We start from the raw sequence: 13697 nt of genomic DNA, 5'->3' as shown, positions 1-13697 counted from the left end.
ACTGGCATTAGCCCGAAGGCCCTTTTCAAAACTTAGCTTTAAAATCTCTTATTTAAACGCTTATACACGCTCAAATACAGTAGCAATACCTTGGCCTAAACCAATACACATAGTCGCTAAGCCTAGGCTTACATCTTGTGATTCCATTAGGTTAATAAGCGTACCCGAGATACGTGAACCAGAACAACCTAGTGGGTGACCAAGTGCAATTGCACCACCGTTAAGGTTAATCTTAGTATCTAGGTGGTCCATCCAACCTAACTGCTTAATGCATGATAGCGCCTGTGCCGCGAACGCTTCGTTAAACTCAGCAAGTTCAATATCGTCCATAGTTAGGCCAGCGCGCTTAAGCGCTTTTTGTGTAGCTGGCACTGGGCCGTAACCCATAATTGCCGCATCACAACCAGCCACAGCCATTGCGCGAATTTTCGCACGAGGCGTTAGGCCAAGCTCTTTCGCACGGTCTGCTGACATAAGCAGCATAGCAGATGCACCGTCAGACAGCGCAGAAGACGTACCAGCAGTCACGGTACCGTTTACTGGGTCGAACACTGGGCGAAGTGCCGCCATGCTCTCAGCAGTGCTCTCTGGGCGAACTACTTCATCGTAGTCAATGAGCTTTAATACGCCGTTTGCATCGTGACCTTCAACAGGCACAATCTCGTTAGCCCAGCGGCCTTCAAGGTGTGCTTTGTGCGCTAGCTGGTGCGAACGCGCACCGAAGGCGTCTTGTTGCTCACGAGTAATACCGTTTTGACGGCCAAGTAGCTCGGCTGTCATACCCATCATGCCCGACGCTTTTGCCGTGTACTTAGCAAGTCCAGGGTGGAAGTCGATGTTGTAGTTCATCGGTACGTGACCCATGTGCTCAACACCACCAATCATGTAGATGTCACCACGGCCGCTTATGATGCCGCTTGCTGCATCGTGAAGGGCTTGCATTGATGAACCACATAAACGGTTTACCGTTACCGCGCCTGTTGTGCGTGGAATTTGTGTAAGTAGTTGCGCGTTACGTGCAACGTTGAAGCCTTGTTCTTTAGTTTGCTGAACACAGCCCCAAATGATGTCTTCAATTTCCGCTGGGTTTACGCCAGGGTTACGCTCTAGTAGCGCGGTCATTAGTGCTGCAGAAAGGTCTTCTGCACGCACATTTCTGAAAACACCGTTTTTTGAACGACCCATAGGGGTACGTACGCAATCGATTACGACCACTTCTTTCATTAGTTTTTCCTCCGGGTCTTATGCGAAATAGGATTTACCAGCAGCGGCCATTTCACGAACGCCGTCTGAGATCTGATAAATTGGACCAAGTTCAGCGTACTTGTCTGCCATAGCAACAAAGTTCGCCAAGCCAATGGTTTCAATCCAACGGAAAATACCACCGCGGAATGGAGGGAAACCTAAGCCGTAAAGTAGCGCCATATCTGCTTCAGCTGCACTATCTACAATGCCTTCTTCTAGGCAGCGAATTGCTTCGTTTGCCATAGGGATCATAAGGCGTGCAATAATGTCGTCAGCTTCAAAGTCTGTCTTCTCAGCTACGTGTGGTGCCATTAGTGCATATGCTTCTTCAGCAGGTGTTTTAGATGGCTTACCGCGCTTATCAACACCGTAGTTGTAGAAACCTTTACCGTTCTTCTGGCCTAAACGCTCTTCTTTGTAGAACAGTGTTACTGGGTCATTGTCTAGGCGAGCCATACGCTCTGGAATACCTGCAGCCATTACGTCTGCTGCGTGATCGCCCGTGTCGATACCTACAACGTCCATTAGGTAGGCCGGGCCCATAGGCCAGCCGAAGATTTTTTCCATTACTTTATCAACTGCAACGAAGTCTGCGCCGTCGATAAGAAGCTTACTGAAGCCCGCAAAGTATGGGAACAATACGCGGTTTACCAAGAACCCTGGGCAGTCGTTAACCACAATTGGGGTTTTGCCCATTTTAAGGGTAGCGGCTACTACTGCATTGATGGTTTCTTCAGAGGTTTTTTCGCCACGAATAATTTCAACAAGCGGCATGCGGTGCACTGGGTTAAAGAAGTGCATACCACAGAAGCGCTCTGGCTTGTCTAGGCTTTCAGCTAGCTGATTGATAGAGATAGTAGAAGTGTTTGAAGTGATGATAGCGTCGTCCGCTACGTTGTCCTCTACTTCTTTAAGCACAATACCTTTTACTTTCGGGTTTTCTACAACCGCTTCAATAACAAGGTCAGCATCTTTAAGCGTGCTGTACTCAAGGGTAGGGGTGATAGCGTTAAGTGTTTGCGCCATTTTAGTCGCATCAACTTTACCGCGCTGCATGCCTTTACCAAGAATTTTTGCCGCTTCTGAAAGGCCAAGATCTAGTGCACCTTGGTTAATGTCTTTCATGACTACCGGTGTGCCTTTCACAGCGCTTTGGTATGCAATGCCACCACCCATGATGCCAGCACCTAGTACCGCGTTAAGCTTAGACTGCTTAGTGGCAGCTTTCGCTTGCTTCTTGCCTTTGCTCTTAACTAGTTGGTCGGCAAGGAAAATACCAATTTGTGCTTTCGCAGCGTCGGTTTTCGCAAGCGCTACAAAACCTTCGTTTTCAAGCTTAAGTGCGCCGTCACGGTCTAGGCCCGCTGCTTTTTGAACAGTCTCAACCATTTTGTGCGGTGCTGGGTAATGTTTGCCTGCTTGTGCAAATACCATAGCTTGAGCAGTAGAGAAGCTCATCATAGCTTCGTTTTTGTTTAGCTGTAGTGGGGCTTTCTTAACCGCACGACGCGCTTGCCAGTCAAATTTACCGTCAGCGGCGTCTTTCACCATTGAAAGTGCGCCTTCAACAAGTGCTTCTGGTGCTACAACTGCGTCAACCGCGCCTTCAGCAAGGGCTTTCGCGCCTTTTCTGTCGCGGCCAGTGGTCATCCACTCTAGTGCATTGTCTGCACCAATTAGGCGAGGTAGACGAACCGTACCACCAAAACCAGGCATAAGGCCTAGCTTAACTTCTGGCAAACCAATTGAAGCCGTAGTGTCTGCAATACGCATGTCACACGCCAATGCCATTTCACAGCCGCCGCCTAGTGCGAAGCCGTTAACTGCTGCTATGGTAGGGAAAGGTAGGTCTTCGAAGCGGTCGAATACTTGTGAAGTATTGGCAACCCACTGTAGTACTTCAGCGTCGTCCATGGCGAATAAACCAGTGAACTCGGTGATATCAGCACCTACGATAAATGCAGGTTTCGCACTGCGTACTACTAAGCCTTTAACATCGCCTTTAGCAAGTAGGGCTTGAGTTGCTTCGTCAAGTTCACTCACCGTTTGGCGGTCGAACTTGTTTACTGAACCTTGGGCGTCGAATACCAGTTCAGCAAAGCCGTCTTCTAACAGGCTGACGGAAAGACTTTTGCCTGTGTATATCATTATCATCTCCTTCGGCATTGGCCAGGATGTTAGTGAAGTAATCCAACTAATTTGTAGGGTCGTATGCATTCACTAACGCGTTAGGGTGGCTAGATTCTTTACAAAGCCACACAAAATTTCAACAAAAAATCAAACAAGCGTTTCAATTTGTCTAAGGTAGTGGTCCGATGACTTAAATTCAAGTGTAAATATCGAATTCAAGCTTCATTTCGCCATTGGTGGTTGTATAATGAGCGTTATTGACGCAAAGCGCCAATCCAGCAAAAGAATAATCTACAATCATGTCAACTATGTGTGTAAAGCATAGCTAACGACAGCTGGCACAACATCTTCTTTGGCAAGGAGCCAGGCTGAAATTTTCCCTTCGTTTATCAAACGAACGTAGTGGATCAGTCGCAATGCTGCTTTTTCAGCAACATTTTACAATCAGCTCGATTCGGCAAATTTGCCAGCGCTCATAAGCGTTCGAGTGTAGAGCAGGGTAGGAGTTCTATTGTGTCTGGTTTTTATTTTAGTTCGTGGTTAGGTCAGTGCTCGCTGACAAAAAAAAATAAATTGTTCGCCACTGTTGTGTGGGCATTTGTTTGCTCGCTCTCTTCACTATTCTCTATCGGCGCATGGGCTACACAGCCTTTAACACTACCCGAAGATATTTTCGAAAAGGATCGCGCTCGTTATCTGGAAGTTGAAAAAAAGCTGTTAACCTACTCAAAGCGAAGCGTTCAGCACCTCGATAACGACATTTATGAACTGGCGCATTATCCGCTTTATCCTTATCTGCTAAGGCTTAAATTAGAGCGCACGATGTCAATAAGAACAAAGCGCGAGGTTAAGCAGTTTCTAGAAGATTTCAATGGTCAGCCGGTAAGCTACGGTGTGCGTTATAAATGGCTTAATTACCTTGCTAAGAACGATTATCGCAGCACTTTTTTAGACAATTATCGCCCGGGTATGGGCGCAAGGCTAACCTGTATAGCGCTTAATTACCGTTTAAAAGAAGGTGAAAGCGAACAAGCTATTTTGTCCGAAGTCGACGCTTTATGGCTTCACGGTGAGTCGCAACCGGATGAATGCGATCCGCTTTTTGCTAAGTGGAAAAAAGCGGGCATGATGACACCCGAAATGGTGATCAAGCGCATAGAGATTGCCGCGAAAGAAGATAACCGAAGCATTATCTCTTACCTTAAGCGCCAACTTCCCGGTGATAAGCAATACCTGGCTGACGCATGGTTATCGGTAACCCGCGACACCAGCCGAGTAAATAGAACGGCGCTCTTTCCACTGAAAAATGCATCGCATGAAGCTGAGGTAATTGTATGGGCGGTCGAGAAGCTCGCTTGGCGAAACCCTGACTTAGCGGGCACGGTATTTAACCGGTACAACGACAAAAACGTGTTCTCGCCAGCTCAGCAGCACGTTATGCGAAGAGCGATAGCGCTTAGCTACACCCTAGACCGCCTTCCTCAAGCGCATCATTGGCTTGAACTTGCTGATGTGCAGGGGGCCAGTGAAGATGTAAAGCTTTGGCATATTTCCCATTTGCTTCGCACGAAAAAGTGGCAGGAAGTGGTTAATGTTATTGATAGCGCTCCTGTCAGTTTGCAGCAAGAAGAAAACTATCGCTATTGGAAAGCCCGAGCTTTAGAAGCGCTTGGTCAAACTATGCAGGCTACGGTGCTTTATAAAGAGCTTTCTCAAGAACGCCATTATTATGGCTTTATGGCAAGTGCGCACATAGGCGAAATTCCGTCGCTTGCACACACGCCAGCACCAAGAGACACGGCAGCTATTGCCAGTGTGGCGAAAACCCCTGCCACCATGCGCTCTGTTGAATTTTTCAGGTTAGACAGAACCACAGAAGCGCGCCGTGAGTGGTTTTATTTACTGTCACATTTACCCGAATCGAAAGTGACCGATGCGGGCATTTTGGCGTATGAATGGGGCTTGTACGATCAAGCTATTACCAGTTTTGCGCGAAGTGGCTATTGGGATGATGTCGAGCGCCGATTCCCACTGGCCTTTAACGATGTATTCAGCGAAAAGTCGCAGGCATACAGCATTTCAAAGTCGCTGGCTATGGCTATTGCACGCCGCGAAAGTTCGTTTAGAAGTGATGCTATCTCTTCGGTGGGAGCGGCAGGGCTCATGCAGCTTATGCCGGGAACAGCGCGTTATGTAGCAAAGGAGAAAGTAAGTCGTAACACACTTTTTCAGGTAGACGATAACGTTGAATACGGCGTGCAGTACCTTCGTTATTTGATGGACAAGTTAAACAATAACCCAGTGCTGGTGTCCGCATCTTATAACGCTGGTTGGCGCAAAGTGTTGGAATGGTTGCCTGCTAATGAAGCGCTGCCCGTGGATATTTGGATTGAGAATATTCCCTACAAAGAAACCCGTGCTTACGTGAAGGCGGTGATGGCGTATCAGCATATTTACGACCAGCAGCTAGGTGGAAACGAGAATATCTTCCCTCAACTTACCCGCGATATGATCCCATCGGCAGATGCAGTAAGTACACATCCGGTAACAGGTACACTGCAACTAGCACCGCGATAGCTATCAAAGGATAGGCGTATCCGAGTACGCCTTTCATTACGTTATGATTTTACCAGTATGGGAAACTTAACGTGTACAACAGCACAGCGGTCTGAGCCAGTATGCATGTCATACTGGCCTCGTGATACACTAGTAGCTAACTAACGACTAAAAAGATAAGAGGGGCTATGTCGCTACATAAAGCAACCTACCAACAGCATATCGAAGAGCTTCAAGCTAGAACTCGTGAAGCACTACAGCGAGAAGGGCTAGACGGACTAGTTATTCACTCAGGGCAGGGCAAACGTCTTTTCTTGGACGATAATCACTACCCATTTAAGGTAAACCCGCAGTTCAAAGCATGGGTGCCTGTTATTGATAACCCTAACTGTTGGCTGGTGGTAAACGGTGTAGACAAGCCTACGCTTATTTTCTATCGCCCTGAAGATTTCTGGCACAAAGTGCCACCAGAGCCAAATGACTTTTGGACTGACAGCTTCGACATTAAACTACTTCAACAGGCCGATGCGGTAGAGAAATTTCTGCCTTACGATAAAAGCCGTTTTGCCTATGTAGGCGAATATATTGAAGTGGCAAAAGCGTTGGGTTTTGACAATGTAAATCCAGACCGCGTGTTGCATTATTTGCATTATCAACGTGCTTATAAAACCGACTATGAACTTGACTGCATGCGTGAAGCTAACAAGCTGGCGGTGGCAGGTCATAAGGCCGCTGAGCAAGCCTTCCGAGAAGGTAAAAGCGAGTTAGACATTAATTTAGCTTATGCCTCTGCGTGTCGACAAGGTGATAACGACGTGCCATACACCAGTATTGTGGCACTTAACGAGCATGCTTCAATTCTGCATTACATGCAGTGCGATACCGTAGCGCCAAAAGAATCGCGTTCGTTTCTAATTGATGCGGGAGCGAATTATCATGGCTATGCGGCGGATATTACGCGTACCTACGCTCAAGAGGGTGTTCATAATTCCGCAATGTTTCGCGACCTCATTCAAGCGGTTGATAAGGTTACGCTGACCTTAGTCGATTCGTTAAAGCCGGGTGTCGCCTACACAGACATTCACAAGTTGGCCCACGATGGTATCGCGCAAATTCTTCACGATACCGGCATGGTGAACCTAACGCCGCCAGAAATCGTGGAAATGGGTATTACACGCACGTTCTTCCCACATGGCATTGGCCATTTCTTGGGGCTGCAGGTACACGATGTGGGCGGATTGGTTAATGATGACAGAGGCACGCCTAAGCCTGCTCCTGATGATCATCCGTTCTTGCGCTGCACGCGTATGGTTGAAGCACGTCAGGTGTTTACTATTGAACCTGGCTTGTATTTCATCGATAGCCTGCTGCGCGACCTTAAAGTGACGCCTGCGTCAAAGTACATCAACTGGAATACCATTGATGCATACAAGCCCTTCGGCGGCATTCGCATTGAAGATAACATTATTGTGCATCGCGATAAGAACGAGAATATGACCCGAGATTTAGATTTAAATTAATCGAGGTTTTTTGAGTATAGCTAACCGCAAGCTCAAACTATTTTCAGGAATGCAAAGAGCAGCGTAAGGCTGCTCTTTTTTATTGAGCGCGTAGAAAAAGGTTCATTTGCTTGTAAACCAATGGTGCTGTGTGTAGTAATCAATAGGAAGATATACAAGCAATGGTTTGAAAGGAGTCGTTATGTCACAAGGCGATGTAGTAGGTTTACTTATTATGGCAACGGTAGCTGGCCTTGCCATGCCCGCAGGCGCTATCTTAGCGACGTACCAAGGTATTCAGCCTAAGTGGTTAGAAAAAGAGTTACGCCATGGCATTTTGGCGTTAGGAGCTGGAGCGTTAATTTCGGCGGTGGGACTTGTACTTGTACCTGAAGGCATAAAAGACGTATCGGTATTGGCGGCCATATTCTGTTTTATTGGTGGTGCCATAGCTTTTATGGCCCTTGATATTTACTTGGCGAAAAAGAAAACCGCAGGCAGCCAGTTAGCAGCCATGCTCAGTGATTTTGTGCCTGAGTCTATCGCCCTTGGTACTACGGCAGCATTAGGCGGTGGCACTATGTTGTTAGGCCTCTTGATTGCGGTTCAAAATCTACCTGAAGGATTTAATGCCTACAGAGAGATGTTGCCCAAAAACAAACAGCGTAGCAATAAACTCATTGTTATCTTTGTTTTGATGGCGCTACTTGGCCCCTTGTTCAGTTTGCTAGGCTTTTATTATTTAGCCCAATTCCCAGTGGTTATGAGTGGGATCATGTTGTTCGCTGCAGGTGGTATTCTTTATTCAGTGTTCCAAGATATCGCCCCGCAAATTCGCATGGAAAATCACTGGCTTCCTCCGCTTGGCGGTATTCTTGGCTTCTTAGTAGGCCTGATCGGCTTTATGCTTGAAGGGTAGCTTTTAAAAAATGCGCCAAGCCTAAACGTTTGTTTTCACATTGAGCCAACGCAGAGAATGTTCTGTACTGAAATGACCTGTAAGAGTGTCAAAAACGTTTTGTGTACTAAAAGGTTAGTAGTCTATGTCATAAGTACTACCCAAGTTCCACCCACAAAAAAGGCGTGTTGATTGCAACACGCCTTTTTACACCATCTATTGGTAATTAGCTCGTACGCTCAATTGAAATATGTGCCAGCGCAATAAGCGCTTCTTTATATTCAGAGTCTTCTATAGCGTTAAGGCTATCAATGGCCATTTGCACTTCTTTTTGTGCACATTCACGTGTGTAGTCCAAAGCGCCAGTTTCTTCCATAATACCTTGAATCCGCGTGAGGTGTGGTAGGCCATTACTTTGTTCAATGGCTTCTTGAATAAGCGCTTTGTCGTCGTCATTTTTTGCATGCCACATAGCGTACAACAATGGCAGCGTAGGCTTACCTTCAGCTAAGTCGTCGCCAGCATTCTTGCCCATTTCTTCACTGTCAGCCATGTAATCCAGAATATCGTCAGCTAGCTGAAAGGCTGTGCCTAGGTGCTTACCGTATTCTTGCATAGCGTGTTCAATGTGCTCATTTTGGTCGGTCAGCACAGCCGCTAACTGCGTAGCAGCTTCAAACAAACGCGCCGTTTTGCCGTAGATAACGTCAAAGTAGCGGGCTTCTGTAGTGCTGGCATCGTTACAATTCATCAACTGCAACACTTCGCCTTCTGCAATTTGGTTTGTGGCTTCCGACAGTATTTCCATAACGCGCATGCGTTTTAGGCTTACCATCATTTGGAAAGAGCGAGTATAGAGAAAGTCGCCTACCAATACGGATGCCTGATTACCAAAAATAGCATTGGCAGTCTCACGCCCTCTGCGCATGGTCGACTCGTCAACCACATCGTCGTGTAGCAGAGTAGCGGTATGAATAAACTCTACAATTGCTGCAAGCGTGTGGTGATCATTATTATTAATACCCATTGCCCGCGCACTTAACACGGTAAGAAGTGGGCGTAAGCGTTTGCCGCCACTGTTTACTATGTAAAAACCAAGCTGATTAATAAGGGCAACATCAGAGTCGACTTGTTGTTGAATCAGCTGGTTTACCGCCTGCATATCATCATTAGACAGGGCGCGGATTGAATCTATATCCATAGGCATGGCAATAAATACTTACTCTTATCGTCTTGGGCAATTATTGGTGGCGATTGTACCTTAATCATCAGTACTATCCACCAAATTGTCTTAAAAAATGACAGCTTAACGTATTTACGTGTAATTCCTTAAATACGGTTAAACCGAAAGTGAAATTAGTCGAAATGTAATCCACAATCGAAATTCCGTTTTTTGCAGTGTATTGTTCAAGCGTTTTGTTGCCAAATCGGGCGAATCCATCCAATTACCTTTGATTATAGATGCTCTTGTCAATTTTTCATGCCAAAGTGCTATTTTTTGATGTTTAAGCAAGAAAATTGAGCGGTACTGCCAGCTTGATTTTGGTGCAAAAGAAAAATGAAAGTGGGCGAAGGAGATCGAAATTTCACATCAACAATAAAATGCCCAAATGTTGAAGCGATCCATACTTGAGATCTGATCATCGCTTGTATAAACGACCTCGGCACTATACTCAAAGCGAATGTAATTACAATAAGTCAGAATTTGAACGTTTGATCGTAGTAGTACGTTGTCGATCTGTTAGCGATCTGGCTAACGGATCTCATACGATTGAGATCCCGTTTTCATCAAACTTAACCTGTATTACGGCTACTTTTATCTTCCCACACTGATAGTTTTTTGCTGATTTAACGAAAAAAATTGTGATTTTTTAACGGTTTTTTGGCATTTGAAGCTGCATCAAATAAGCAATTGGGGCATAATCCGCCCCATGTTGGAAAAATAATCTATTTTTCTGCGAATCGGGGTTGTGATTTACGGATGTTTCACGTACAATTCGCGCCCTGTTTTTTGAATTGAAGCGTCAGTGGACGCAGAGCGGAGTTAACTATGTACGCGGTTTTCCAAAGTGGCGGTAAACAACACCGTGTGGCCGAAGGCCAAACCGTTCGTCTTGAAAAAATCGAAGTAGCCCCAGGCGAAACGGTTGAATTTGACAAAGTTTTAATGGTAAGCAACGGTGACGACGTAAAAATCGGCACACCAATCGTTGCTGGTGGTAAGGTGACTGCTGAGGTTGTTACACACGGTCGTGGCGATAAAGTAAAAATCGTTAAGTTTCGTCGTCGTAAGCACTCTCGTAAGCAAGCGGGTCACCGTCAGTGGTTCACAGAAGTGAAAATCACTGGTATCAACGCATAATAGGAGCACGAACACATGGCACACAAAAAAGCTGGTGGTAGTACCAAAAACGGTCGTGATTCAGAAAGTAAACGCCTAGGTGTTAAGCGCTTTGGTGGTGAATCTGTTCTTGCTGGTAACATCATTGTTCGTCAACGTGGTACTCGTTTCCACGCTGGTGACAACATGGGTATCGGTAAAGACCACACGTTGTTTGCACTAAAAGACGGTAAAGTTCAGTTCGACGTTAAAGGACCGAAGAACCGTAAATTTGTAAGCATCGTAGCTGAGTAAGCGCGTAAGCTTCTCGCCGAACAGGCTTAGAAAAACCCCGCGCTTGCGGGGTTTTTTGTTTTGTGAAACCTTTCTTTCTTTTTCTGTTCTTAATTAATGGCGTTTACATTCTGAAAATGAATTAGCGCTGAGCAAGGTTTTACTTCTCAATTTTTTAGAATGCTAAGTAGACTCAAAAGCGCCGACGCGCAATTTGGTGTAAACTTAGTATTCGCATTAAATAAGTTAATAACCCACGGCATTACAGCCCGGAGTGATAAATGAAATTTGTAGATGAAGCTGAAATTCGCGTTGAAGCCGGTGACGGCGGCAACGGTACAATTGGCTTTAGAAGGGAAAAATACGTACCTAAAGGTGGCCCAGACGGTGGCGACGGTGGTGACGGCGGCAGTGTATTTTTACAGGCCGATGAAAACCTAAATACATTGATCGATTATCGCTTTGAGCGCTTTCACCGTGCTGAGCGTGGCCAAAATGGTCAAGGCGGCAACTGTATCGGTAAGAAAGGTAAAGACCTCACCGTAATGGTGCCAGTGGGTACACGTGCTACCGATAGCGATACCGGTGAAGTATTGGGTGACTTAACCCGTCATGGCCAAAAGCTTAAAGTGGCACAAGGCGGTTTTCACGGTTTAGGTAATGCCCGTTTTAAAAGCAGTACGAACCGTGCCCCACGTCAAAAAACCAACGGTACACCAGGTGAAATTCGCAACCTTAAGCTAGAGCTTATGCTTCTCGCCGATGTTGGCTTACTTGGTATGCCTAACGCAGGTAAATCAACCTTTATCCGCTCTGTATCGGCAGCTAAGCCTAAAGTGGCTGATTATCCGTTTACCACCCTTGTGCCTAATTTAGGTGTAGTTCGTCAAGACTCACAGCGCAGCTTCGTTGTTGCTGATATTCCCGGTTTGATTGAAGGTGCTGCAGATGGTGCTGGATTAGGCATACGCTTCTTAAAGCACTTAGAGCGCTGCCGTATCTTGCTTCACGTGGTCGATATTTTCCCTGTTGATGAAACCGATCCTGCCGAACACGCAAAAGCGATCATTGAAGAGCTTGAAAAATACAGCCCTAAGTTGGCAGAAAAGCCTCGTTGGTTGGTATTTAATAAAGTCGATTTGCTACTTGAAGAAGAAGCCGAAGAGCGCTGTCAGCATGTTATTGACGCATTAGAGTGGGAAGGTCCAGTTTATCAAATATCTGCGTTCCAAAAGATGAATCTAGACCCTTTATGCAACGACATTATGGACTTCATCGAAACCCTTCCAGCAGAACTGGAAGAGGAAGAAGAGAAGAAAGAAGTGGAATTCAAGTGGGACACTTATCACAAGAATACACTTGAAGCCCATGATGAATTCGAAGGTGGCTTAGGTGACGATCTCGATGATGACGACTGGGACGAAGACGATTACGACGTGGAAGTTGAGTATCGTCGCTGAGAAACAGTCGTTGAGAAACAATCGCTGAGAGTCAGCGGTTATAAAACAGACTTAAGCAACAACCGATAAGAAAAGACCGAAGGCAATTAGCATAGTGTTTGTATCGGTAATAGTTTGACGTAAATAAACCGTTGTCAAAAATAGAAAGCTCGCATATTTGTTAAAGCAAAGTGCGAGCTTTTTTCATGCAGCGCAAACCATTTTTATACGGTAAAGCGCATTGGTATGGTGTTGTTTGCAACACTATTAGACGCTCTTATTACCGCATGAGCTCTGTCTACTATGGCGTTTCTATGATGAGGGAGTGTTAAGTGGAAATAGATCTCTTCAAGTAAGCTGGTTAAATTCATAATTTTGGTCGTCATCGCGCTATTTTCGCCGCCGTCAACTTCAAGCAAAATAACAGCGATATCAAATGCGCATCCAAGATAAGGGATTGCTTCACTTAACTGACCACTCTGCATCAGCATGGTGCCTTGCATTTCATCCCGTGCCATTACGTGAAGCGCTTGCTCTGGATTGCTATAGACCCAGTCAGCATGTTTAGGGCATAAGTAATTTATTAGCATTGTAGCCACCTCCTGACTCTACACTAGAGTATCCTTTTCATCATTGCAAATGATAATTGTTTTTATTTGAGCGGTTATGGAGCGGACGATTTTTTCTTTCGAAGTTGATATACTTCATTGCATAAAAAAGAACTCAGCGTGAAGGTTAAAAAATGAAAATAGCGATGATTGCTGCTATGGCAAAAAACAGAATTATTGGTGCAGACAATGATATGCCGTGGCATTTACCCGCTGACTTGAAGCATTTTAAAGCTATCACCTTGGGCAAGGCTGTCATAATGGGTCGCAAAACCTATGAATCAATCGGTAGGGCGCTTCCGGGTAGGCCGAATATTGTGATCACGAGTAATGAAGATTACAGCTTATCTGACGCTACTGTGGTCGACTCACCAGAATCGGCATTTGAGGTCGCAAAAGTATTAAGTAATAAAAGTGGCGAGAATGACGAAGTAATGATCATTGGTGGCGGCACTATTTATCAGTCATTTTTAGATAAAGCGGATACTTTGTATCTTACTCATATCGACCTAACTGTTGAGGGAGATACCCAGTTCCCAGATTACGAGGCAGCTGCAAGCTGGACTGAAATATCGCGGGAAGCGCATAGCGCCGATGAAAAGAATGCGCATGCTTACACCTTCGTTACGTTTGTAAGAAATTGACAAGACTAAAGGCTAGAAACCGCTAACCTTTCAAAGTAAGAATAAAAAATGCCAGTGTTGCAAC

11 protein-coding genes are annotated in these 13697 nt (G+C 45.6%); 7 read left to right on the top strand and 4 right to left on the bottom strand.

Annotation, left to right across the window (positions count from 1 at the left end; all coding sequences use genetic code 11):
- Positions 1-60: 60 nt before the first annotated feature.
- Both fadA and fadB read right to left on the bottom strand, forming a co-directional pair.
- On the bottom strand, positions 61-1224 hold the full coding sequence (gene fadA, locus RJ41_RS14450) for an acetyl-CoA C-acyltransferase FadA (RefSeq protein ID WP_039222254.1): 1164 nt from the start codon (positions 1222-1224) through the stop codon (positions 61-63).
- Between the two features lie 18 nt (positions 1225-1242).
- Positions 1243-3393 carry a fatty acid oxidation complex subunit alpha FadB gene (gene fadB / locus RJ41_RS14445; RefSeq protein ID WP_039222251.1) on the bottom strand — a complete coding sequence of 717 codons (2151 nt, stop codon included), beginning with the start codon at positions 3391-3393 and terminating at the stop codon, positions 1243-1245.
- Between the two features lie 495 nt (positions 3394-3888).
- Here fadB and RJ41_RS14440 point away from each other — a divergent pair, with 495 nt between their 5' ends.
- The 3 genes from RJ41_RS14440 to RJ41_RS14430 all read left to right on the top strand — a co-directional run bounded on the left by RJ41_RS14440 (position 3889) and on the right by RJ41_RS14430 (position 8349).
- On the top strand, positions 3889-5952 hold the full coding sequence (locus RJ41_RS14440; protein WP_039222249.1) for a transglycosylase SLT domain-containing protein: 2064 nt from the start codon (positions 3889-3891) through the stop codon (positions 5950-5952).
- Positions 5953-6119: 167 nt separating this feature from the next.
- On the top strand, positions 6120-7451 hold the full coding sequence (gene pepQ, locus RJ41_RS14435) for a Xaa-Pro dipeptidase (RefSeq protein ID WP_039222247.1): 1332 nt from the start codon (positions 6120-6122) through the stop codon (positions 7449-7451).
- Between the two features lie 181 nt (positions 7452-7632).
- Positions 7633-8349: a ZIP family metal transporter gene (locus RJ41_RS14430; RefSeq protein WP_039222245.1), complete on the top strand. Its 717-nt coding sequence runs from the start codon at positions 7633-7635 to the stop codon at positions 8347-8349.
- Between the two features lie 205 nt (positions 8350-8554).
- On the opposite strand, the gene ispB is transcribed toward RJ41_RS14430, so the two are convergent.
- Positions 8555-9529 (bottom strand): octaprenyl diphosphate synthase, encoded by a 975-nt coding sequence (gene ispB, locus RJ41_RS14425; protein ID WP_039222260.1) that lies wholly within the window; start codon positions 9527-9529, stop codon positions 8555-8557.
- A gap of 849 nt (positions 9530-10378) precedes the next feature.
- Here ispB and rplU point away from each other — a divergent pair.
- From rplU to cgtA, 3 genes are all read left to right on the top strand, one after another.
- The gene (gene rplU / locus RJ41_RS14420) at positions 10379-10690 is read left to right on the top strand and encodes a 50S ribosomal protein L21 (RefSeq protein ID WP_012517169.1); all 312 of its coding nucleotides are present in this window, start codon (positions 10379-10381) and stop codon (positions 10688-10690) included.
- A gap of 15 nt (positions 10691-10705) precedes the next feature.
- Positions 10706-10963, top strand: coding sequence for a 50S ribosomal protein L27 (gene rpmA, locus RJ41_RS14415; RefSeq protein WP_012517170.1), 258 nt, complete (start codon positions 10706-10708; stop codon positions 10961-10963).
- Between the two features lie 260 nt (positions 10964-11223).
- A complete protein-coding gene (gene cgtA / locus RJ41_RS14410) occupies positions 11224-12402 on the top strand; it encodes an Obg family GTPase CgtA (protein WP_039222240.1) in 1179 nt (392 codons plus the stop codon).
- A gap of 203 nt (positions 12403-12605) precedes the next feature.
- On the opposite strand, the gene RJ41_RS14405 is transcribed toward cgtA, so the two are convergent.
- Entirely contained in the window at positions 12606-12971 is a 366-nt protein-coding gene (locus RJ41_RS14405; protein ID WP_039222238.1) for a hypothetical protein, read from the bottom strand.
- A 164-nt stretch (positions 12972-13135) separates the two neighbouring features.
- Between RJ41_RS14405 and folA the strand changes: the two genes are divergently transcribed.
- The gene (gene folA, locus RJ41_RS14400) at positions 13136-13633 is read left to right on the top strand and encodes a type 3 dihydrofolate reductase (RefSeq protein ID WP_039222257.1); all 498 of its coding nucleotides are present in this window, start codon (positions 13136-13138) and stop codon (positions 13631-13633) included.
- Positions 13634-13697 lie beyond the last annotated feature (64 nt).

It is taken from the genome of Alteromonas marina (assembly GCF_000808575.1).
Lineage (GTDB): Bacteria > Pseudomonadota > Gammaproteobacteria > Enterobacterales > Alteromonadaceae > Alteromonas > Alteromonas marina_A.
Note: the sequence above shows the minus strand (reverse complement) of the source record. Positions and strands in the feature narration are given on the sequence as shown.